Origin of the sequence: Janthinobacterium sp. SUN176 (assembly GCF_030587335.1) — a bacterium.
GTDB classification, from domain to species: domain Bacteria; phylum Pseudomonadota; class Gammaproteobacteria; order Burkholderiales; family Burkholderiaceae_D; genus Janthinobacterium; species Janthinobacterium kumbetense.
Genome location: NZ_JAPWIA010000001.1, coordinates 857,292 through 879,954, shown reverse-complemented (window position 1 = coordinate 879,954; position 22,663 = coordinate 857,292). Strand labels below are relative to the sequence as shown.

Here is a 22,663-nt window from a genome sequence, read left to right as displayed (position 1 = left end):
GCTGATTATCATTGGAATTGAAAATAATATGATGGCGGCTTCTTCATTCATGTCACGCAAGGAGTACCCCATGTTCAAACCATCCGCCACCCTGGCCACCCTGCTGCTGGCGCTGCTGGCCGGCGCAGTACAAGCCGCCCCGGCCACCGCCCTGCCCGAAGTGGGCATCAGCCCCTGGGGCCCGAAAGACGAGATCGGTCGCCTGAACCTGATGACGGCCGCCTCGCGCGCCGCCATCCTGGCCCGCATCGACGGCGGCAAAAGCTACGACCTGGCCGTCGATTTCTATGTCGGCATGCCCAGCTGGCAGGCGGCAGGCGACCCGCCCTACCAGATGTGGATGACGCACACGCCGAAGGGCAACGTGGTGGCCGACTCGATGCACGTGGGCGAACAGATGAACCGCCACGTCAGTTACACGGGCTCGGCCGTCTCCATGTATGCGCACATGGGCACGCATATCGACGCGCTCAACCACTTCGGCTTGAACGGCAAGATCTGGAACGGTTTTACGGAAGAGCAATACCTGGGCGACCGGGGCTGGACCGTGACGGGCGCGGAAAAACTGCCGCCCATCGTCGCGCGCGGCGTGCTGATCGACGTGGCCGTGGCCAAGGGGTTACAGCAACTGCCCGACAATTACCGCGTGACGCGGCAGGATTTGCGCGCGGCGCTGGCGCAACAGAAGGTGACGCTGGAAAAAGGCGACGTGGTGCTGATACGCACGGGCCGCATGCAGCACTATGAGCAGGCGCAAGCCTACATGGCGAACCCGCCCGGCCTGTCGCTGGACGCGGCGAAATTCCTCGTGGAAGATGGCGGCGCCATGGTGGTGGGCGCGGACAACCTCAGTTTCGAGGCGTTTCCCTCCGAAGTGGCCGGCAATTACCTGCCCGTGCACACGTATCTGCTGGCGCAGCAGGGCACGCCCATCCTGGAACTGGTCGACCTTGAAGGCTTGTCGCGCGACAAGGTCTACCAGTTCGCCTTCATCGGCGCCTCCTTGAAATTCCGCGGCGGCGACGCGGCGCCCATCCGTCCCGTGGCCCTGCCGATCCGCTAAATCACACGGCCGCGGCCAGCAAGGCGCCATGGTCGTCCCAGGCATCGGCGCAGCGCACCACCTCGCCCACGACGATGATGCTGGGGCTGCCCAGGCCGCTGGCCAGCAAATCGTCCGGCAAGCGCTGCAAGGTGCTCAGCAGTTGGCGTTGCGCCGGCAAGCTGGCCGATTGCACCACGGCCACGGCCGTGCCGGGCGCCATGCCGCCAGCCAGCAAGCCGGCCTGGATGGCCGCCACCCTGGCCACACCCATGTAGATGACGAGCGTCAGGCCGCTTTGCGCCAGCGCAAGCCAGTTCGGTTCGGACGCGCTATCCTTGCCGTGACCCGTGACGAAAATGGCGCCCTGGCTCCAGCCGCGGTGCGTCAGCGGCACGCCGATGCTGGACGGTGCAGCCAAGCCGCTGCTGATGCCCGGGATCACCTCGACGGCCACGCCGTGGTTGCGCAGATAGGCGCGCTCTTCGCCGCCGCGCCCGAACAGATAGGGGTCGCCCCCTTTCAGCCTTACCACGTGCAGGCCGGCGCGGGCTTCGGCCAGCATCAGGCGCTCGATGAAGGCTTGCGGCGTGGAAGCACAGCCGCCCCGCTTGCCCACCTCGACCACGCGCACGCCGGGTGCCGCATGCGCGAGGATGGCCGGATTGACGAGATCGTCGATCAGCACCACGTCGGCCCGCGCGATGGCCTTCACGGCCTTGATGGTCAGCAAGTCCGGATCGCCGGGACCGGCGCCGACCAGGGTCACGCTTCCAAGTTGCGCCATGATGAACTCTCCAATCAGAAAAAATGGCCGATGGCAAACGATGCCGCGTACGCTTCCGGCGCGCTGCCGTCCCACACGACGCCGTCGCACAGGGTCGAGCTGCGCAGCGGTGACGACGGCAAGGGCGTGGCCGTCATTTCCGCCGCCTGACGGTACAGGTCGATGCGGTTGACTTGCCTAGCCACCGCCAGGTAATCGGGTTCGTCGCGCAGCAAGCCCCAGCGCCGGTGCTGGGTCATGAACCACATGCCGTCCGACAAGTAGGGGAAATTGACGGCGCCGGCGCCATAAAACTTCAAACCGTGCGCCTCGTCCCACGTCTTGCCCAGGCCATCCTGATAATGACCGAGGATGCGCGGCGCCAGCGTTTCTTGCGGCGTATTCAGATAGGCAGGCTCGGCCAGGGTGGCCGCCATGGCCAGCCGGTTGGCATCGCTGGCGTCGATCCAGCGCCCCGCCTCGAGCACGGCGGCGATCAGGGCGCGGCAGCTGTTCGGATGCTGGTGCGCAAACGCGGCGCTGGTGCCCAGCACCTTCCCCGGATGGTCGGGCCAGATGGCGCCGCTGGTGGTGGCCGTCACCCCCACGCCATCGACGATGGCCTTGTAACCCCATGGTTCGCCCGCGCAAAAGCCATCCATCTGCCCCGCGCGCAAGGCGGCCACCATCTGCGACGGCGGCACCGTCATCACGCGCGCGTCGCGCAGCGGATCGATGCCCTGCGCGGCCAGCCAGTATTGCAACAGCATCGCGTGGTTGCCGGTCGGGAAAGTATGCGCAAACGCAAAGGGCCGCGCCGCGCCGCGCATGTGCCGCGCCAATGTGGGGCCATCGTGTGCGCCCTCGCGCGCCAGCGCTGCCGACAGGGTGACGGCCTGGCCGCTGTGATTGAGATTCATCAATACGGCCATGTCGTGCCGCTGCCCGCCAATGCCCATCTGCACGCCATACACGAGACCGTACAACACGTGAGCAGCGTCGAGCTCGCCGCTATTCAATTTGTCGCGCACGCCGGCCCACGACATCTCCCGGCTCAGTTCGATCTTGATGCCGTATTTTTCATCCAGGCCCAGCTTTGAAGCCATCACCAGCGAGGCGCAATCGGTCAGCGGCAGGTAGCCGATGCGTATCGTCTGTTTTTCCGGCTGCAATGGGCGCGTCGGGTGGGCATTGGCGCCCGCTTGCTGTGTCATACCATTCCTTGCTGATAAATACTGTTTTGCCGTGCCGACATGGGCAAGGTCATGCCCATCCAGCAGCAAGGACCGTGCCTGTGCATGCCCTGTCCCAGGCAGCTGGCAGCGCACCGGAATGGTGCACTGCACCAGCATGTGTCAGGAAATGGACGATTCATCCCAGCAAGTCCTCCACGTCGAGGATGCGCTGGGCAATGTCCGCCAGCTTGAGTTTCTTGTTCATGGCCATACTGCGCAAGCGCTGGTAAGCCTGGTCTTCCGTCAAGCCGTGATGCGTCATCAACAGGCCCTTGGCCCGTTCGATCACCTTGCGCTCAAACAACTTGTGCCGCGTGTCGAGCAATTCGGCGCGCAATTTTTCTTCCTGGCGAAAGCGCGCCAGCGCCACGTTCAGCACGGGCAAGATGCGCTCGGCATGCAAGCCGGCCACGATATAGGCGGACACGCCGGCCGCCATGGCCGCGTCGATGCTGGCCGTGGCGCCGTCTTCCGTAAACAGCACGATGGGGCGGCGCTCATCGCGCGTGGCGATGACGATGTGCTCGAGCACGTCGCGCGCATCCGATTCGGCGTCGATGATGATGAGGTCAGGCTGCAGTTGCGCGATGCGCTCGGGAAGGTAGAGGTCGGCTGGGAGCGAGGCAACGATGTCGAAGCCCGATTCCAGCAAGCCGATGCGCAGGGCATTGCCGCGCTGCACCTGGGCAGCCAGGGCCGCATTCTCGTGCACGCCGTGCTCGACAATGGTGTTGACGACAACGATGCGCAAAGGCTGGGTACGGCTGGACGTCATGGGAGCGATCTGCAATGGCTAAACAATTAGCCATTACAGTAAGCAAGAAGCGAACCAGCCGGTTTTACTGCGGATTTTACTTCAAGGTCGGCATGGCAAACTCCGCTCCGGCAGCCGTCGAGGCCGGCCAGCGCTGGGTGACAGCCTTCTGTTTCGTGTAAAAGCGCACGGATTCCGGGCCATGCGCGTGGTGGTCACCGAACAGGCTGCGCTTCCAGCCGCCGAAGCTGTGGAAGGCCATCGGCACGGGGATCGGCACGTTCACGCCCACCATCCCGACTTGCACACGGTGCGTGTATTCGCGCGCCGTGTTGCCGTCGCGCGTATAGATCGCCGTGCCGTTGCCGTACTCGTGCGCGTTGACGAGGTCCAGCGCGGTGGCGAAATCGGGCACGCGCACTATACAAAGAACGGGACCGAAGATTTCCTCTTTATAGATCGTCATCTCCGGCGTCACATGGTCGAACAGGCTGCCGCCGAGGAAAAAGCCCTTTTCGTGACCGGGCAGCACGAAACCGCGCCCGTCACTGACCAGCTTGGCGCCTTCCTTGACGCCCGTGGCGATGTAGCCGGCGATCTTCTCCTTGTGCACTTGCGTGACCACCGGGCCCATTTCCGCCTGTAAATCCATGCCTTGGGTGATTTTCAGGGCCGCGATGCGGGGCACCAGCGCCTCGACCAATTGATCGGCCACATTGCCCACCGCCACGACGACGGAAATGGCCATGCAGCGCTCGCCGGCCGAACCGAACGCCGCGCCCATCAGGGCGTCGACCGTCTGGGGAATGTCCGCGTCCGGCATGACGACCATGTGGTTTTTCGCCCCGCCCAGCGCTTGCACGCGCTTGCCCTGCGCGCAGCCAGTGGCATAGATATACTCGGCAATCGGCGTGGAACCGACGAAACTGACGGCGCGCACGTCCGGGTGGTGCAGCAAGCCATCCACGGCTTCCTTATCTCCCTGCACCACGTTGAAGACGCCGTCCGGCAAGCCCGCGTCCGTCAACAGCTGCGCCAGCAGCAGGCTGGCCGACGGGTCGCGCTCCGACGGTTTCAAGACGAAGGTATTGCCGCAGGCGATCGCCATCGGGAACATCCACATCGGCACCATCACGGGGAAATTGAACGGCGTGATGCCGACGCACACGCCCAATGCCTGGCGGATCGACCAGGCGTCGATGCCACCGGCCACTTGCTCCGAATATTCTCCCTTCATCATTTGCGGGATACCGCAGGCAAATTCCACCACTTCGATGCCGCGCGTCACTTCCCCTTTGGCATCCGTGAACACCTTGCCATGTTCGGCCGTGATCAGGGCCGCCAATTGATCCGCATGTTCTTCCAGCAACTCCTTGAACTTGAACATGACCCTGGCGCGGCGCAGCGGCGAGGTTTGCGACCAGGCGGGAAAGGCCGCGTGGGCGGCGGCCACGGCCGCATTCAGCTCGGAAGGCGTCGCCAGCGATACTTTCGCCGTGACGGCGCCCGTGGCGGGATTAAACACGTCGCTGGTGCGCTCGGAGCGCGACGCCATGGGGTTGCCACCAATAAAGTGGCCGATCTGTTGCGTTGTCATCTTCTTGTCCTCGTTTATTTCGTCATCAGCCAGTCATGGGCCGGGTCGTTTTTAAAGTGCCACACGCGTTTCGGGCCGGCCATCACGTTCAGGTAATAGCCATCGTAGCCATACGGCACGGTGACGGGGTGGTAACCCCTGGGCACCATCACCACGTCGTGGTTTTCCACGGCCATGGCTTCGTCGATGGAACGGTCATCCGTGTAGACGCGTTGGTACGCAAAGCCCTGCTCGGGATTGAGGCGGTGGTAGTACGTTTCTTCCAGCGAACTTTCCAGCGGGATATTGTCATCGTCATGCTTGTGCGGCGGATAGCTGGACGAATGGCCGGACGGCGTGACCACCTCGACCACCAGCAAGCCATCGGCCTCGGCCGTCTGCGGCAGGATGTCGCACACATAGCGGGTGTTCGCGCCCTTGCCGCGCACGGAGCGCGTCATCGACTGCGGGTCGATCAGGCGCGCCGGACGATGGGTCGTGGCCGGCGCGCTGCACAGCGCCACTTCCGCGTTGCTCACGGCCGTGATGCCGACCGTGGTTTCCAGCGGCACATACACGGCGTAGGGCGAGACGTCTTCAAACACGCTCTGGCGATTGCCGATGGCTTCCCAGGTCTGCCCGCCCGCCTGCACGGTCACCGTGCCCGTCAGCACGACGAGGCACAGTTCGCGGCTGCCCGTCTCCAAAGTGAGCTGTTCGCCTGCCGCCAGACGGTGCGCGGCGAAGCCCACGTGCGTCCAGCCAGCCGACTCTGGCGTGACTTCGACGATCTTGCCGCCGCCCTTGCCCGCTTTGACCAGCAGCGGGCTCATGCCGCCGCCCGTTTCAATCGCGGGATGGCGTCGACCAGGCGTGCCAGGTAATCGTGGCCCATCTTGGCATACTGATAACTGGGGGCCACGGCCGGATCTTGCTCCGCCTCCACTACTAGCCAGCCTTCATAACCGTGCAGATACAGGCGCGTGAGGATGGCGGGGAAATCGATGCTGCCGTCGCCGGGCACGCTGAAGGCGCCATTGATGACGGCTTGCAGGAAACTCCAGTGGCCATTCCTCGCCAGCTTCACCACGTTGGGGCGCACATCCTTGCAATGCACGTGGCAAATGCGTTCAATATGTTTATTCAGCACCGCCAGCGCGTCGCCGCCGGCAAAGGTGATGTGGCCCGTGTCGAACAGCAAACCGACTTCCGGTCCCGTCAAGGCCATCAACTGGTCCACGTCGGCGGGCGTTTCCACGTAGGCACCCATGTGGTGGTGGTAGGCCAGGCGCACGCCGTGCGCCAGCAAGTGGGCGGCAAACGCCGTCAATTTGTCGGCGTAATCCTGCCATTGCTGCGGTGACTGGAAGCGCGGACGTTTGTACAACGGGCGGGCTTCGCCCTGGATCGCGTCGGCCACTTCGCCGTAGACCATGACGGTGGCGCCGCTGTCCGCCAGCAAGCGCAGATGCGGCCCGACGGCGGCAATTTCCTCTTCCACGGACCGGTGCGCCAGCCGTCCCGAATACCAGCCGGACACGCAGGCGAGATTATATTTGCCCAGCACGGCGTTCAGGGCCGGGGCATCCTTGGGAAACTTGTTGCCCAGTTCAAAGCCCACATAGCCGATCTCGGCGCCTTCCTTGAGGGCTGTTTCCAGCGGCGTTTCACCGCCCAGGCTGGGTAAATCGTCGTTCATCCACGAGATCGGGTTGATGCCGATCTTCACATTCCATGTAGTCATTTTTGTTGTCCTTGGCGGTCAAGTTCATAACGGGCGCGCGCCGCTTGCACGCCGGCTTGCGTCGAGACTTCGGGCACGGCCACTTCCCACCAGCAACCGCCCTCCTCGGTCGTGCGCGTGGCGTCCGTATTGATGCAGATCAAGTAGGTGCGCGATGCGGCGCGGGCACGCAGCATCGCCTGTTCCAGCTCGGCAATGTTGGCCACGTGCTCGGACAGCGCGCCCAGGGATTGCGCATGCAGGGCGAAATCGATGCGCGGTGCGCTGTCGGGCAACATGTTGTTGAATGACGCGTTGCCGCACGCCTGCTGCAGGCGGTTGATGCAGCCGTAGCCCCGGTTGTCGAGCACGACGATGATGAGTTTTTTATCCAGCATCACGGAGGTGGCGATTTCCGAATTCATCATCAAATAACTGCCGTCGCCCACCATGACGATGACTTCGCGCTCGGGCTTGGCCATCTTGACGCCCAGGCCGCCGGCGATTTCATAGCCCATGCACGAATAGCCGTATTCCATGTGGTAGCCGCCCGGCGTGCTGGTGCGCCACAGTTTGTGCAACTCGGCCGGCAAGGTGCCCGCCGCGCAGACGACGATGTCGCGGGTGGTCGAGTCCGGTGAAGAGCGCTGCACGGCGCCGATGACTTCGCCGTCATACGGCAAGCCGGCCACCTCGCGCTGGCCAGTAATGGCCAGGACGGTATCGCGCCATGCGTTCCCAGCCTGCTGTGCGCGGTCCAGCCACTGGCCCGCGCTATTCCAGTTAGGCAAGTACCGCGACAAGCCCTGCAAGCCAAGTGTCGCGTCCGCCTGCACGCCCAGGCCACGGCGTTTCAGCGCATCGAAAGCGTTGACGTTCAGGCTGACCAGTTGCGCTTGCGCAAACAGGGAATTCGAGCCCGTCGTAAAATCCTGCAAGCGCGTGCCCACGGCCAGCACCACGTCCGCCTCCGCTGCCAGCGCGTTCGCGGCGGGCGAGCCGGTGACGCCGATGGCGCCCAGCTGCAGCGGATGATCCCACGGCAAGGCGCTCTTGCCGGCCTGGGTTTCCGCCACGGGAATGCCGTGGCGTTCGGCAAACGCCTGCAAGGCGGCGCTGGCCTGGCCGTACAGCACGCCGCCGCCGGCCACGATCAGCGGCTGTTTCGCATGTTTCAGCAAGGCGACCGCTTCTTCCAGCTCCTGCTCCACGGGCGGCATGGCGCGGAAACGCACGGTGCGCGGCTCGAAAAAGTCGGCCGGATAGTCATACGCCATCGTTTGCACGTCTTGCGGCAAAGATAACGTGACGGGACCGCAGGCGGCCGGGTCCGTCAAGGCGGCAATGGCGCGCGGCAAGGCCGTCAGCAATTGCTCCGGATACACGATGCGGTCGAAATAGCGCGATAAAGGTTTAAAGGCGTCATTCACCGACACGCTGCCGTCGCCGGCGTCTTCCAGCTGCTGCAATACGGGGTCCGGCGCGCGCGAGACGAACACGTCGCCGGGCAACAGCAAGACCGGCAAGCGATTCACGTGGGCCAGGGCGGCGGCCGTCAGCAAATTGGTGGCGCCGGGGCCGATGGAACTGGTGACGGCCAGCATGCGCCGGCGCATGTGGGCTTTCGCATACGCAATGGCCGAGTGCGCCATCGCCTGTTCGTTGTGCGCCCGAAACGTGGGGAAACTGTCGCGGTACTGGTACAGCGCTTCGCCCAGGCCCGCCACGTTGCCGTGGCCAAAGATGGCGAAGGCGCCGCCGAACAGGGGGGTCAAGGAACCATCGCCCTCTTCAGTGCGCAGGGCGGCCAGATAGCGGACTAAAGCCTGGGCCATGGTCAATCTGATTGTGGCGCTCATGCTGCACGCTCCAGGCGGTTGCGCGTACGCTGCCACAGGGCGATGAGCTGCTCGAAGTTGGCGCGCACTGCTGCAATCAGGCCCGCATCGTCGAGTTCGCCCGCCAGCCAGCGGCGGCTCGGTTCCTGGAAGATGGTGCGGCCCACCATGAAGCCGCGGCACGTCGTGCTGGCACTGGCTTGTTCAAAACTGGCGGCCAGGGCGGCAATCGGCGCGTTCAAGCCCAGCAGGACGACGCCACGGCAATACGGATCGCGCTCGTGCACGAGGACATCGATGGCTTGCCATTGCTGGGCTGACATGCTTTCCAGCTTCCACCATTCCGGGTAAATGCCCAGGTTGTACAAGCGTTTGACGGCGCGCAAGACCGTGTCGTCGCCGTGCGGCAAGGATTCCGACGGTATGACTTCCAACAACAGTTCGTGACCGCTCACTTGCGCCGCGTCATACAGGGCCTTGATTTGCGCTTCCTGTTCCAATCGGTTTTCCACGGTATCGTCCGGGTGCAACTGCACCAGGCACTTGATCACGTGTTCCTTCGGCCAGCTGAGCAGGTGCGAACCGATGGAGCGGCCCCAGTCGAATTGCAGCGGATTGGAACCGGGCAATTCCACGGGACGGCCGATCCACCAACCGCGCCCCGTCGCATCGTTGAGCGCGTCGACGCCATAGCGTCCATCGATCAGCACGCCCGTCTTGCCGGCCAGTTGCAAGGCCGTTTCCGTTTGCGCCACGGCTTGCACCATCAGTTGCTTCAGGGCGCAAATAGCCGATTCGGGCGCGCCTGTCTGTTGCGCCAGCTCAAAGAATTGCGTACGGTGGTCGAAGGCAAACACGCACAGTTCATTCCACTCCTTGCGCGCCACCGTCGTGCGGTGCAGGCGCGACAAGGTGGCGTCCTGGTCAGGACGGGCCAGTTTGGCCGCATTGGCGAGGAAATAGTCGAGCTCCACAGGCGACGGCATGGCCGGTGCGCAACCATGGCGCGACACGACGAGGGCGCCGCAACCGTTCGCGTAGCGGCAGCACGCTTCGTAATCCTCGCCGCGCAGCCAGCCTTTCAAAAAGCCGGACAGAAACGCGTCGCCCGCGCCCAGCACGTTCAGCACTTCCACGCGCACGCCGCGGTAGTTATACGCATCGTCCAGGCTGTGCGGCACCACGCTGTCGATGACGGCGCTACCCAGCGGGCCCCGCTTGACGACCAGGGTGGCCAGGGTAACGGCCCGCACGGCGCGCAAGGACGCCATGATGTCGGCGCCACCGCCGGCGATCATGAATTCCTCTTCCGTGCCGACGATCAAATCAAATTGCGGCAGGATCGCCTGCAAGTGCCGCGTGACACCATCGTTGGAAACGAAACGCGTTTCGCCGTCCGCCTTGCCGGAAAGTCCCCACAGCACGGGCCGGTAATCGATGTCGAGCATGGTGCGCACGTTGTTGGCGCGCGCCAATTTCAGGGCCTGCGTGCTGACGGCGTGCATGGCAGCCGTCGAAAAATGCGTGCCGGTGATCAACAGCGCCTTGCTCGATGCAATAAAGGCGGCGTCGACGGCGGATGGCTCGATGGCCATGTCGGCGCAGTTTTCACGGTAGAAAATCAGGGGAAAGGTGTTTTTATCCTTGATGCCCAGCATCACCAGCGCCGTCAGGCGGTCGCGGTCGATGCCGACATGGCTGACGTCGCAACCCTCTTTCGCCAAGGTGTCCGTCAAGAAACGGCCCATGTGGTCGTCGCCCACTTTCGACAGCATGGCGGACTTCAAGCCCAGGCGGGCCGTGCCGAAGGCGATATTCGCCGATGAGCCGCCCAGGTATTTGGCGAAACTGGTCGCGTCTTCCAGGGTGCTGCCGATCTGCTGCGCATACAGGTCCACCGCCAGGCGACCCAGGCAGATCACGTCCAGCGCGCGGCCCTGGGCAAATTGTGTCGGGTTATTCATGGTTATCCTTAAATCGTGACACCGTCGAGTTCACTCATCAGCGTTTGCATTTCCGCACCGCCCGCCATCATGTCGAGTACTTCATCCTTGGAAACAGTTTCCTTGGTGTAAGTGCCCAGCGATTTGCCCCGGTTCAAGAGGGTGAACGAGTCGCCCACTGGGTAGGCATGGTGCACATTGTGGGTAATAAAGATCACGGACAAGCCCCGTTCGCGCGCCTTGTAGATCAGTTTCAACACATTGAACGACTGTTTCACGCCCAAGGCCGCCGTCGGCTCATCGAGGATCAGCACGCGCGCGCCGAAGTGGATGGCGCGGGCAATGGCCAGGCATTGCCGCTCGCCGCCCGACATGGTGCCCACGGCCTGGTGCGGGTCGCGCACCATGATGCCCATTTCGGCCAGCTTGTCGCGCGCCGTGGTGGCCGCATATTCCATATCCATCACGGGCAGCACGCCGAACATTTTCCGGATCGGTTCGCGGCCCATGAAGAAATTGCGCGCCACGGACAGCAATGGCACCAGCGCCAGGTCCTGGTAGACGGTGGCCACGCCCAGGTCGAGCGCTTCCTTCGGCGAATTGAAGCTGACGGGCTTGCCGTCAACCAGATACTCGCCGCTGGTGGGCCGGTGCACGCCGGCCAAGGTCTTGATCAGGGTCGACTTGCCGGCGCCGTTATCACCAAGCAAGCAATGCACTTCACCCGGTTTCAGGCGCAGGGTAACGTTTTGCAGGGCGATGACGGAGCCGAAACGTTTGCTGATGTTTTCCAGCGCAAGGATGTATTCGCTCATGGCTTATCTCGCTTCCGTGACACGGGCACGGACAAAGTTGTTGAACAGTACCGCGATCAGCAGCATGACGCCGAGGAAGACACGGAACCAGTCCGAATTGATATTGGTATAAGTAATGCCGATCTGTACCACGCCGAAGATCAGCGCGCCGAAGCAGGCGCCGACGACGGAACCGTAGCCGCCCGTCAGCAAGGCGCCGCCGATGACGGCCGCGATGATGGCTTCGAATTCCTTTTGCATGCCGCGGTCGGCGGCAGCCGAACCCACGTCAAATACTTGCAGCGTGGCAAACAGGCAGGCGCAGAACGCCGTGAAGACAAACAGCGATACCTTGATGGTTTTCACGGGCACGCCCACGTTCTTGGCCGCGTTGGCGTCGCCGCCGACAGCGAAGATCCAGTTGCCGATGCGGGTGCGGGCCAGGACGAAGCCGGACACCAGCGCCAGGCCGGCCCACCAGACGATGACCTTGGGGATGCCCTTGACCAGCGGCGCGCCATTGTCGAGCGCCGTGATCCAGCCCGCCTTGGCCATCCAGGCGAACAGCGACGTGCCCACTTCGCCATGGAACAGGGTCATGGCCAGCCAGTCGTCGGCGGCCAGCGCGCCGATGCCGCTGACGATGGTGCGGTTGGCAAACATGATGGACAGGGCCAGAGTCAGGCCGCGCAGGATGAACAGGAAGGCCAGGGTGACGATAAACGAAGGCAAGCGCGTCTTGATGACCAGGTAGCCGTTGAGCCAGCCCAGCGCCATCGAACCGGCAAAGGCGAACAGGATGGCGGCCCACACGGGCCAGTGGAAATAGACGGAAGGGATGGCGATCATCATGCCGGCAAAGCCGATCATGGAGCCGATCGACAGGTCGAATTCGCCGGCGATCATCAATACGCAGGCACCGATGGCGATGATACCCAGGTAGGCGGCCACTTGCGCCCAGTTGATCACGCCGTCGAGGTTGAACATGCCGGAGTCGCCGGCCGTCAGGATAAAGAAGGCGAACACCAGGATGGCGCCCGAGATCGAGGCGAATTCCGGGCGGCTGAACAGCCGCTTGAGCCAGCTGACCTGCCCCACGCGCTCATCAACGCCCTGCTTTTGCGGTGGCGTGCCCGAGGTGGCCATGCCACCCTGCTCCACGCTTAATTTCACGGTACTCATGCTATGTCTCCCTTGTTTTATAGCAACCTACCAGCCTCGACAGCAATTCCAGGGCGGCAGGACCCGCGCGCCGGCAAGCATGGCCTGCGCGCGGGGACAACGACTAAGGTCTTGATTGAACTGAAAAGCGGGTGCTTAACGGAACTGGCCGGCGTACTTCTCTACCTTGCCGATATTGTCCTTGGTGACATAACCAGGACCGGAACCGATATGGCGCGGGCCATACGATGGTGCCAGGCCGTACTCGGCCAGGCGCGCCTTGAATTTGGCGTTATTGATCAGCTTTTCGCGCACCTTGGCCAGGTCCGTGGTCTTGTCCTGCTTCATGATGGCCAGCACGGCAACGGGGATATAGCCTTGCAGGTAAGGTTGCTGGTCGATGGCGAACTGGATGCTGCCATCCTTGATGCCCTTCGAGATTTCATCGGACAGGTCGAACGTAGCGAACCACATCTTGCCCTTCAAACCCATTTTTTCCAGGGCCTTCAGCGAAGCGTGGGCCGAGGTGGGGCCCAGCGCCAGCACGGCCTGGGTTTTCGGGTTGTTGCGCAGGTAGGCGCTCAACTTGCTTTCGATGGTGGTCGGATCTTCGCCCGCATCCAGGGTGGCAGCCTTGAAATCGACGCCGATGGCTTCGGCAAAGCCGCGGCAGCGCTCGAATGACGACGGATTCGTCGCGTAGTGGTTGACGCAAACGAAGGACTTGATGCCGGCCGCCTTGGCTTTTTCGCCGGCGCCCTTGCCTGCCTCGTATTCAGGCTGGCCCACGTGCATCACGGCGCCCAGCTGCTCGCTTTGCGTCAGGGTGCCCGAATTGATCGTGACAAACGGAATCTTCTTGGCAGCAACAAGGCCCAGCGGTTTTTGCAGCACGCTGAAGTCGGCGATGCTGACGATCACGCCGTCGTAGTTGCGGGCAGCCGATTGCTCGACCAGGCGCGCCATGTCGGCCAGGTCGCCGTTCGGTGGATTGCGGTAGTCGACGGTGACATTGAAGTCTTCGCCTGCTTGCTTGACGGAATTTTTAATCGTATTCCACCAGGAATCGGAATCGGGCGCATGGCTGATCAGCACGAATTTCTCGCCTGCCGCGTGGCTGGCGCTCATGCCCAGACCCAGTCCCAGGCCAAGGCCCAGCACGGCCAGGTGCTTCAGAAATCCCTTACGCTTATTGCTTTGCATGAATGTCTCCTTGAAGGATTAATTTTTATAGTTGCCAGCTTTTGTCGCGTGTCAGCGGGGAGCCGGAAAACCGGCAAGACCCGATGCACTGCGCACAGCTTAGGCCACAAAAAAGACAAATGCAATAAAATTTTCAAAATAAATTTAAATAGAAAATCATTTCTATTTTCCGGATTCACTCCTATAATTCTCGCCAGAACCAGCCGCCGCAATCATGTTGCGCGGCCCAGCAAGCAACCGAGGAAAACACCATGGCAGCCACCGCCCCCATCGAACAGCTGATGCAGCACATTGCCGCCGAGTACGACAACCTGTCGCGCCAGCTGAAAGTCATCGCGCAATACATTGAAAAACACCGGGCCAGCCTGATGCTCGAACGCATCAGCGACATCGCGGCCGCCTGCGACGTGCAGCCGTCCGCCATCGTGCGCTTCGCGCAGCGCTTCGGCTATACGGGCTTTTCGGAAATGCAGGACGTGTTCCGCCAGGCGTACACGGACCAGGCCGGCGCCACGCCCGACTACCAGCAGCGCATCCGCAAGCTCATTTCCACGCGCGACGCCGCCCTCAGCGCAGGCGACCTGACGCGCGAATTCGTCGGCGCCAGCCGCGCCGGCCTCGACGACCTGGCGGCCGGCCTCGACGACGCGCAGCTGGAAGCAGCCGTCAACCTGCTGTTAAAAGCAGAAAACATCTATGTGATCGGCGTGCGCCGGTCCTTTCCGATCGCCTCCTACATCGCCTACGCGCTGGAACACACGGACAAGCGCGTGCACCTGATTAGCGGACTGGGCGGCATGCACCGCGAACAGATGCGCAGCGTGCGCGAACGCGATGTGGCGATCGCCATCAGTTTCTCGCCTTACGGCAAGGAAACCCAGCAGTGCATCAAGGCGGCGCAAGACAAGGGCGCCAAGGTCCTCGTGATTACCGACAGCAAGCTGGCCCCGCTCGCGCGGGCCGCCGACGCGCTGCTCACCGTCACCGAGGGCAGCGCCTTCGCCTTCCGCTCGCTGACCAGCACCATCTGCCTGTGCCAGGCGCTGTTCATCGCGCTGGCATACAAATTAGAGCTCGACATCGAAGAAATCCACACCCCAGGAGAACATGATGATTGAAGTAGCGTTGTTCGGCGCCGGACGCATCGGCAAAATCCACGCGGCCAACCTGGCTGCCCAACCCGGCGTGCAGTTCAAGTACGTGGTCGACGTCAACCAGGAAGCGGCCGCCGCCCTTGCCGGCTTGCACGGCGGCAGCAGCGCAACTGTGGAAGCGGCGCTGGCCGACCCGGCCATCAAGGCCGTCGTCATCGCTTCCAGCACGGATACGCACGCGGACCTGATCCTGCACTCGGCCGCCGCCGGCAAGGCCATCTTTTGCGAAAAACCCGTCGACCTGACCATCGACCGCGCGCGCGCCTGCGCCGCCGCCGTCAAGGAAGCGAAAGTGCTGTGCATGCTGGGTTTCCAGCGCCGCTACGACCCGACCTTCAACGCCGTCAAGACGCGCATCGAAGCGGGCGAGATCGGCACGCCCGAATTGCTGGTCGTCACCAGCCGCGATCCCGGCCCGCCGCCCGTGAGCTACATCAAGGTCTCGGGCGGCATCTTCAAGGATATGCTGATCCACGATTTCGACATTTTCCGCTGGATACTCGACGATGAAGCCGTCAGCGTGCACGCCACGGGCAGCTGCCTGGTCGACCCCGCCATCGGCGAGGCAGGCGACCTGGACACGGCCGTCGTCACCATCCGCACGGCCAAGGGACGTTTGTGCCAGATCAATGCTTCGCGCCGCGCCGCCTACGGCTACGACCAGCGCTTCGAAGTGCTGGGCAGCGCTGGTATGCTGCAGGCAGGCAACCACAAGCCGACGGAAGTGACGGCCTATGGTTCCGTGAACGTCAGCGTGGACAAGCCGGAAGATTTCTTCCTGGAACGTTATCGCGTGGCCTACGCGCAGGAAATGGCGCACTTCTTTGACGCCCTCACCCACGGCACGCCGCTGCGCACCACCGTGCACGATGGCTTGAAGGCACTGGAACTGGCCGAGGCGGCCACCTTGTCGTGGCGCGAGGGTCGTGTCGTGACCCTGGCGTCGTAACTTTATAAACAACAATAAAAAATCTGGAGACACCATGTCATCCCCAACATTAAAAGTCGGCATCGTCGGCCTGGGCCGGCTGGGCCAGCGCCACGCCATCAACCTGGCGCAGCGCGTGCCGAATGCCGAAGTCGTGGCCGCCTGCAGTCCCGTGCAAGCGGAACTGGACTGGGCCGCCAGCACGCTCGGCATCGCCACCGGCTATGCCGACTACGACGCCCTGCTGGCCCACCCTGGCCTGGACGCCGTCTTCCTCGTCACGCCCACGTCGCTGCATGCGGACCAGATCATCGCCGCCCTGCGTGCCGGCAAGCACGTATTTTGCGAGAAACCGCTGTCGCTGGACCTGGCCGACTGCCTGAAGGTGGAAGCGGAAGCGGCGCGCCACCCGCAGCTGACCGTCATGATCGGCTTCGTGCGCCGTTTCGACGCCAGCTACCATGACGCGCAGCAAAAGATCACGCAAGGCCTGATCGGCAAGCCCTATCTGGTGCGTTCGCAAACCTGCGACCAGAACGATCCCAGCGGCGCCTTCATGCGCTTCGCCCCCACCAGCGGTGGCATCTTCCTCGACTGCAGCGTGCACGATATCGACCTGGCGCGCTGGCTGCTGGGCAATCCCGTGCCCAAACGCGTTTACGCCAGCGGCACCAACGCCATCCACACGGGCTTGCAAGCGTTCGGCGACGTCGACAATGGCCTGGCAACGGTGGAGTTTAGCGATGGCAGCATGGCCAGCTTCATGGCGTCGCGCACCATGGCGCATGGCCATGAAACCCTGACGGAAGTGTTCGGTACGGGCGGCCGCCTGGCCGTGGGCAGCAATCCGCGCCTGAACAGGGTGGAAATTTCGGATGCGCATGGCGTGCGCAATGAATGCACGCCGGACTTCTATGCCCGCTTCGCCGACGCCTTTTTGATCGAGGCGCAGGAGTTTACGGATGCGGCGCTGGGCCGGCGCACCTTGTCCTTGACCTTGCACGACGCGACGGAAGCGACGCGCATCGGCCTGGCCATGACGCAAGCGATGCGCGAAGCGCGGCCCGTCGAGTTTTAAGCTGCCAGTGGACTCAGGCAGCCGGCGCAGGAAACGGTTGCTTGGGTTCCACGGCCAGCCGCAAGCCCATGGCATCGAGGATGGCCGTCAAGGTGCTCAGTGAGGGATTGCCTTCGGGCGACAGGGTGCGGTACAGCTGGGTAGGGTTGAGCTTGGCCGCCTGTGCCACGGCCGGCACGCCGCCAAAGGCGCGCGTCAGCTGGCGCAGCACGGCCAGCAGTTCGCCATGGTCGCCATCGACGAGGATATTGTTGATCAATTCCAGGGCGAAGGCGGGATCGTCGCGGTACAGCTCAGCCATCGCTTCGTCATGCGAGCGGTCTCTTGGTGGTTTGCGGATGTCCTCGTTCATGTTCTCTCTCATGTCCCCTCTCCTTCCAGTCGTGCCAGCAGGCACAGGCGTACTCGATATCTTTCGGTTGCGTGCGCTTGTCGCCACCGCACAGCAATAAAATGATCTGTTCGCCGGCAATGGCATAGTAGATACGGTAGCCGGCCCCCACATCGATGCGCAACTCCCACACGCCGTCGTGGCAAAACTTGTGGTCGCCAAAATTGCCAGGAATCATACGCAGCACGCGGCGCACGATGGCCACCCTGGCCGTGTTGTCGCGCTGGCGCTTCAGCCATTCCGTATATAAATCCCTGCCCGATGACGTCAGGTAGTGCCGGATCTCATACATCATATTCGTCCATAAACGAAGAAAGATCAAGGAGAAAATCACGTGTACATGTAAAAAAGAAGACCACGCCATCTTGCTACCAAACCCGCTCACACAGGCCACGAATGCCAGGTTCACTGAGCTACATCAAGATGCCTTTCGCTCATTGTTATAGGGAAATGATGTCGCCCGACCGTGCCTCACGTCTGGCTGATTGCGCTATACAATAGGCGCTGTCCAACCGTGAAGAACCCTGCCTCCATGAGCAACAACGACAGCAACTCCCCTTCCCTCACCGACGTGGCCGAACGCTACGTCAAGCTGGTCCTGGCCATGGGCCAGCACGATGCCTCGTATGTCGACGCGTATTACGGCCCGCCCGCGTGGCAGGCCGCAGCGGTCAAACAGCTGCAGAGTTTGAGCGATATCAAAGATGGCGCAAACGCGGCGCTGGCCCTGCTGGCCGACGCCTCTTGCCTGCGCGCCCTCAACCTGCGCAAGCAATTGCAAGCCGTGCTGGCCAAGGCGGACATGCTGCAAGGCACACGCCTGGATTTCGATACGGAAAGCGCGCGCCTGTACGACGCCGTCTCGCCCCACCACAGCCGCGCATATTACGCAGAGCTGGTGGCGCAGATCGATGCCCTGCTGCCTGGCGACGGCACGGTCAGCGACCGGGTCAACGCCTTGCGCGCGCAACTTATCATTCCCGCCGACAAGCTGCGCGCCGTCATGGATGCGGCCATCCGCGCGGGCCGCGAACGCACCTTGCAGTACATCGCCCTGCCCGAAGGCGAGGATTTCGTGCTGGAATTCGTCACCGACAAGCCGTGGAGCGGCTACAACTGGTACAAGGGTAACTACCAGAGCGTGATCCAGATCAATACCGACTTGCCCGTGTATATCGACCGCGCGGTCGATCTCGGCTGCCACGAAGCGTATCCCGGTCACCACGTCTACAACGTGCTGCTCGAACGCGACCTGGTACGCGGCAAGAGCTGGATGGAATACTGCATCTATCCGCTGTACTCTCCGCAATCGTTGATCGCCGAAGGCACGGCCAATTACGGCATCGAACTGAGTTTTACGGATGCAGAACGGCTGGCATTCGAACAGCAGGTGCTGTACCCGCTGGCCGGCCTCGATCCGGCGCTGGCGCCCCGCTACGCACAGCTGAACCAGTTGCTGGCCAAGCTAGGCTACGCCGACAACGACATCGCGCGCCAGTATCTCGAAGGCAGCCTGACCCGCGAAGAAGCGCTGGAATGGCTGGTCAACGTGCGCCTGTACCCGGCCGAAAAATCCGCGCAGCGCCTGCAGTTCTACGACGCCATGGGCGCGTACGTCATCAATTACAACCTGGGCCAGAACATGGCGAAAGCGTATGTGGAACGCCAGGGCGCGACGCGCGCCGAGCACTGGGCCGCCTTCCGCGACCTGATGTCGTCGCCGCGCGTGCCCAGCCATTTGCAGGCATAAGCCTTACTTCGGCGGCAGCCAGTACAGCGGCAAGGCCACGGCCAGGCACGCCAGCCCCGCCAGCAGCATGGCCAGCTGAAAACCGGCTGCCAGGGCGGCAACCTGCCCCGCCCGCTCCAGCAAAGCGGCGGCGCGCAAGCTCATCACGCTACCCAGCACTGCCACGCCCAGGGTCATGCCCGCCTGGCGCAAGGCATTCATGATGGCCGAAGCCATGGCGGCTTGCTCGCCACGCACGGATGCCATCACCAGCAAACCGGTGGCCGGCACGGCCAGGCCCATCGCCAGGCCCAGCAAGCCGAACAGGCTGCCGACGATGGCGTAGGGCGTCCGCGGCGCCAAGGTCGCCGTCGCCAGCAGCACCAGACCCGCCAGCACATAGCCAGCCAGCATCATTCGCCGCAGCGACAAATGGCGGCTGAGGCGGCCGAAACAGAGGGAAACGACGCCCATGGCTGCGAACTGCGGCAACATGCGCCAGCCGCTGGCGCCCGCCGGCCAGCCCTGGATTTGCTGCAGGTACAGCGAGAAAAAGAACAGGCTGCTGTAGCAGGCAAACCCCAGCACCAGCGACGCCAGGTTGATCAACGCAAAGGTCCGGTCGCAAAACAGCCGCAAGGGCAACAGGGGACGTGGCGCGCGCGCTTCGACAGCCAGGAAGGCGACGAAGGCCAGCAGCGCCACGCCCAGCGATGGCCAGGCAGCCATGCCGCCCGGTCCGTCCACCTCGCCCAGCGCGATCAAGCCGTAGGTGAGCGCACCGAGCCAGACGATGCTGAGCACCTGTCCCGTCCGGTCCAGCGTCGCCTGTTCCCGGTAATGGCGTTCCGTCATGCCCCAGGCGCCCAGCAGCACGGCCAGCACTCCCAGCGGCAGGTTGATCAGGAAGATGCTTTGCCAGCCCGTGGCCTCCAGCAGCATGCCGCCCAGCAGCGGTCCCAGGATCAGCGCCAGCGCGCTGAAAGCCGACCAGCCGCCGATCACGTGCGCCCGTTCGCGCGGGTCGGCAAACGCGTGGCTCAATATCGGCATGGCGCCGGGAATCAGCAAGGCCCCCGCGATGCCCTGCACGGCCCGGCCCGCCAGCAGCAGCGGCAGGCCGGCCGCCAGGGCGCACAGCAGCGAACCGGCCGTAAACAGGGCCACGCCCAGCAGCCAGATGCGCTTGTGCCCATGCCGGTCGCCCAGCGGTCCGGCGGACAGCATGCAGGCCGACAGGCACAGCGCATAGGTGTTGACCACCCACTGCAAACCCGCCATATCCGTCGCCAGCGCCGTTTGCAGGGTGGGCAAAGCCACATTGACGATGCTGATGTCGAGCGAGGCGAGAAAAGTGCCCAGGTAGGCGGCGGCCACCAGGGCCGCGCGGCGATAGCGCTGCATGGCGTGTCTCCAATTCATGAGTTCGCCTTCATCATAACCATCGACTGACCGTCGGTCAATTAAAAGCTAATCGTGTGCACGCGGACGCTTGGGCGACGCCCGCGCTTCACTTATACTGGGCGCATGACCACGACACGACACGCCAACCCCGCCCTGCCCGATGCCGCCGCCGCGCCGGCCCCCGTTCGCCCGCGCACCAAGCCTGCCGAAGTGCGCCTCGATGAATTGATGGCCGCCGCCGAGCGCCTGTTTCTCGACAAGGGCGTGGAAGCGACCACCGTCAGCGACATCACCACCCTGGCCGGCGTGGCGAAAGGCACGTTCTATCACTATTTTCCATCCAAGCACGAGATGCTGGCGGCGCTGGCCGGACGCTATACGCAGCACTTCCTGGCCAGCCTGGAAACGGCCGTCGACCTGTGCATGCCCGGCGACTGGGAAGGCCGGCTGCGCGCGTGGGTGCAGGCGAATGTGGCCACTTACCTGCGCACCTGGCAATTGCACGACATCGTCTACACGAGCCACCGGCGCAGCATCGGCATCGCCCCCGCGGACAATCCCGACAAGAACGCCATCCTGGCCCAGCTGGGCGCCATCCTGGCGGGCGGCGCGGCGGCCGGCACCTGGCCTTTGCCGCAGCCGCGCCTGGCGGCCCTGATGATTTACTCGGCCGTGCATGGCGTAACGGACGACGCCATCGCCGCACAGTTACAGGACAGCAGCGCCTTCGCCGCCGACGTGGCCGACGCCTGCCTGCGCATGCTGGGCCGCTGACGGCGCCCAGCGATGTGAACCACTCCTGCGCGGCATCAAACCACGGCGCCTGGCGTCATCCATACTGTATCGATTGGAGACACAGGCAATGAACCGGATTCTTTCCCGCATCCCCGCCCTGCTGCTGGCCCTGGCCTGCCTTGCAGCCTTCCTGCCGCCGGCACTGGCCCGCGATGCTGCCGTCGCGCCCGCCCTCAGTGCGCGCCAGCAGGCGCTGATGGCGACCGTCACGGGCAGCGCCGCCCATCCGCGCATCCTGCAGGTGCGCCTCGATGAACTGCATCCGACCCAGCCGGCCATCGGCTACGACCAGGTGTACTACAAGCTGGGACGCTATGCGGCCGAAGAAAAACATATCGCCGACATCGCCAAGCCAAAGAAATTCGCCGACCTGTGCGAAGCCAATGGCCAGGGCGACGTCTTGCCCGGCACGGCCAATGTCGCCGGCGCCACCTTGGCCACGCCACCGCCCGGCTACCGCTGCAAGGCAGCCGTGGGCAGCCGTCCCGACGACATGAAGACTGTCGTCATCGGCCCGCGCGGCACCTTGTACCTGACCGATGGCCACCACACGTTTTCAACTTTCTGGGATGCCGATGACGGGCGCAACCACCAACTCAAGGTGTGGGTCAAGGTCAGCGATAATTTCAGCGCGCTGGGCGAAACGGCCTTCTGGGCCCGCATGCGCGCGGAAAACAAGGTATGGCTGAAAAACGGCCGGAACCAGGCCATCACGCCGCAGCAGTTGCCGTCCGCCATCGGCCTCGCATCCCTGGGCGACGATCCCTACCGCTCGCTCGTGTACTTTACGCGCGAGATCGGCTACAAGCCGCCCGGCCAGGCCACGGAATTTCTCGAATTCTACTGGGCCGACTGGCTGCGCCGCAAACCGGCGCTGGACCTGGCGCGTGTCGACCTGCTCGATCCCGCCGTGTATGCCAGCACCATCCTGCTGGCGGCGCAGGCGATGGTGGCGCTGCAACCGGCGGAGCTCGTCAGCGGCGGCAAGCGCGCGGCGGACCTTGGCGCCCTGCGCAAAGTCGACCACGCAGCGTTCGACGAACTGACCGAAGACAAGGGCAAGCTGGGCTACGCCATCGACTACCGCAAGTCGCTGCTGCGTCAGTAACATCCAGGCGTGTCATCATCCTGACATCTGCGCCCGCTAGC

General features: G+C 63.5%; 21 protein-coding genes. 7 read left to right on the top strand and 14 right to left on the bottom strand.

What is annotated here, in order from left to right:
• Positions 1 to 70 precede the first annotated feature (70 nt).
• Positions 71 to 1,063, top strand: coding sequence for a cyclase family protein (locus O3299_RS04080; protein WP_099664419.1), 993 nt, complete (start codon positions 71 to 73; stop codon positions 1,061 to 1,063).
• A gap of 1 nt (position 1,064) precedes the next feature.
• On the opposite strand, the gene cobA is transcribed toward O3299_RS04080, so the two are convergent.
• The 11 genes from cobA to O3299_RS04025 form a co-directional block, all read right to left on the bottom strand.
• Positions 1,065 to 1,829 (bottom strand): uroporphyrinogen-III C-methyltransferase, encoded by a 765-nt coding sequence (cobA, locus tag O3299_RS04075; RefSeq protein ID WP_305061572.1) that lies wholly within the window; start codon positions 1,827 to 1,829, stop codon positions 1,065 to 1,067.
• Between the two features lie 14 nt (positions 1,830 to 1,843).
• Positions 1,844 to 3,022 (bottom strand): CmpA/NrtA family ABC transporter substrate-binding protein, encoded by a 1,179-nt coding sequence (locus O3299_RS04070; protein WP_289913942.1) that lies wholly within the window; start codon positions 3,020 to 3,022, stop codon positions 1,844 to 1,846.
• A 157-nt stretch (positions 3,023 to 3,179) separates the two neighbouring features.
• The gene (locus tag O3299_RS04065; RefSeq protein WP_099664422.1) at positions 3,180 to 3,818 is read right to left on the bottom strand and encodes an ANTAR domain-containing response regulator; all 639 of its coding nucleotides are present in this window, start codon (positions 3,816 to 3,818) and stop codon (positions 3,180 to 3,182) included.
• A 76-nt stretch (positions 3,819 to 3,894) separates the two neighbouring features.
• Entirely contained in the window at positions 3,895 to 5,394 is a 1,500-nt protein-coding gene (locus O3299_RS04060) for a CoA-acylating methylmalonate-semialdehyde dehydrogenase (RefSeq protein ID WP_305061571.1), read from the bottom strand.
• A gap of 14 nt (positions 5,395 to 5,408) precedes the next feature.
• Positions 5,409 to 6,206, bottom strand: coding sequence for a 5-deoxy-glucuronate isomerase (gene iolB / locus O3299_RS04055; protein ID WP_305061570.1), 798 nt, complete (start codon positions 6,204 to 6,206; stop codon positions 5,409 to 5,411).
• A complete protein-coding gene (gene iolE, locus O3299_RS04050) occupies positions 6,203 to 7,117 on the bottom strand; it encodes a myo-inosose-2 dehydratase (protein ID WP_305061569.1) in 915 nt (304 codons plus the stop codon). Before iolE ends, iolB begins: the two co-directional genes overlap by 4 nt.
• Entirely contained in the window at positions 7,114 to 8,955 is a 1,842-nt protein-coding gene (gene iolD / locus O3299_RS04045) for a 3D-(3,5/4)-trihydroxycyclohexane-1,2-dione acylhydrolase (decyclizing) (RefSeq protein WP_305053158.1), read from the bottom strand. The genes iolE and iolD overlap by 4 nt, the downstream gene beginning before the upstream one ends.
• The gene (gene iolC, locus O3299_RS04040; protein WP_305061568.1) at positions 8,952 to 10,898 is read right to left on the bottom strand and encodes a 5-dehydro-2-deoxygluconokinase; all 1,947 of its coding nucleotides are present in this window, start codon (positions 10,896 to 10,898) and stop codon (positions 8,952 to 8,954) included. Before iolC ends, iolD begins: the two co-directional genes overlap by 4 nt.
• Positions 10,899 to 10,906: 8 nt before the next feature.
• Entirely contained in the window at positions 10,907 to 11,692 is a 786-nt protein-coding gene (locus O3299_RS04035) for an ATP-binding cassette domain-containing protein (protein ID WP_251351989.1), read from the bottom strand.
• Between the two features lie 3 nt (positions 11,693 to 11,695).
• Entirely contained in the window at positions 11,696 to 12,817 is a 1,122-nt protein-coding gene (locus O3299_RS04030) for an ABC transporter permease (protein WP_305053585.1), read from the bottom strand.
• 171 nt (positions 12,818 to 12,988) lie between these two features.
• Positions 12,989 to 14,035, bottom strand: coding sequence for a sugar ABC transporter substrate-binding protein (locus O3299_RS04025; RefSeq protein ID WP_251351991.1), 1,047 nt, complete (start codon positions 14,033 to 14,035; stop codon positions 12,989 to 12,991).
• 251 nt (positions 14,036 to 14,286) lie between these two features.
• Here O3299_RS04025 and O3299_RS04020 point away from each other — a divergent pair, with 251 nt between their 5' ends.
• From O3299_RS04020 to O3299_RS04010, 3 genes are read left to right on the top strand one after another with little or no spacing between them, the layout of a single operon-like run.
• On the top strand, positions 14,287 to 15,153 hold the full coding sequence (locus tag O3299_RS04020) for a MurR/RpiR family transcriptional regulator (protein ID WP_034757651.1): 867 nt from the start codon (positions 14,287 to 14,289) through the stop codon (positions 15,151 to 15,153).
• Entirely contained in the window at positions 15,146 to 16,138 is a 993-nt protein-coding gene (gene iolG, locus O3299_RS04015; RefSeq protein ID WP_305053586.1) for an inositol 2-dehydrogenase, read from the top strand. The genes O3299_RS04020 and iolG overlap by 8 nt, the downstream gene beginning before the upstream one ends.
• Positions 16,139 to 16,172: 34 nt before the next feature.
• A complete protein-coding gene (locus O3299_RS04010; RefSeq protein WP_305053160.1) occupies positions 16,173 to 17,195 on the top strand; it encodes a Gfo/Idh/MocA family oxidoreductase in 1,023 nt (340 codons plus the stop codon).
• Between the two features lie 13 nt (positions 17,196 to 17,208).
• Here O3299_RS04010 and O3299_RS04005 read toward each other — a convergent pair whose 3' ends face one another.
• Both O3299_RS04005 and O3299_RS04000 read right to left on the bottom strand, forming a co-directional pair.
• A complete protein-coding gene (locus tag O3299_RS04005) occupies positions 17,209 to 17,547 on the bottom strand; it encodes a DNA-binding protein (protein WP_099664432.1) in 339 nt (112 codons plus the stop codon).
• Entirely contained in the window at positions 17,504 to 17,878 is a 375-nt protein-coding gene (locus O3299_RS04000) for a type II toxin-antitoxin system RelE/ParE family toxin (protein WP_289916161.1), read from the bottom strand. Before O3299_RS04000 ends, O3299_RS04005 begins: the two co-directional genes overlap by 44 nt.
• A gap of 240 nt (positions 17,879 to 18,118) precedes the next feature.
• On the opposite strand from O3299_RS04000, the gene O3299_RS03995 reads away from it, so the two are divergent.
• Positions 18,119 to 19,336, top strand: coding sequence for a hypothetical protein (locus O3299_RS03995; protein ID WP_305061567.1), 1,218 nt, complete (start codon positions 18,119 to 18,121; stop codon positions 19,334 to 19,336).
• A gap of 3 nt (positions 19,337 to 19,339) precedes the next feature.
• Here O3299_RS03995 and O3299_RS03990 read toward each other — a convergent pair whose 3' ends face one another.
• Complete coding sequence (locus O3299_RS03990) at positions 19,340 to 20,719, bottom strand: MFS transporter (RefSeq protein ID WP_305062945.1); 1,380 nt, start codon at positions 20,717 to 20,719, stop codon at positions 19,340 to 19,342.
• A 228-nt stretch (positions 20,720 to 20,947) separates the two neighbouring features.
• On the opposite strand from O3299_RS03990, the gene O3299_RS03985 reads away from it, so the two are divergent.
• The gene (locus O3299_RS03985; protein ID WP_305062944.1) at positions 20,948 to 21,493 is read left to right on the top strand and encodes a TetR/AcrR family transcriptional regulator; all 546 of its coding nucleotides are present in this window, start codon (positions 20,948 to 20,950) and stop codon (positions 21,491 to 21,493) included.
• Between the two features lie 88 nt (positions 21,494 to 21,581).
• Entirely contained in the window at positions 21,582 to 22,622 is a 1,041-nt protein-coding gene (locus O3299_RS03980) for a ParB/Srx family N-terminal domain-containing protein (protein WP_305061566.1), read from the top strand.
• Positions 22,623 to 22,663 lie beyond the last annotated feature (41 nt).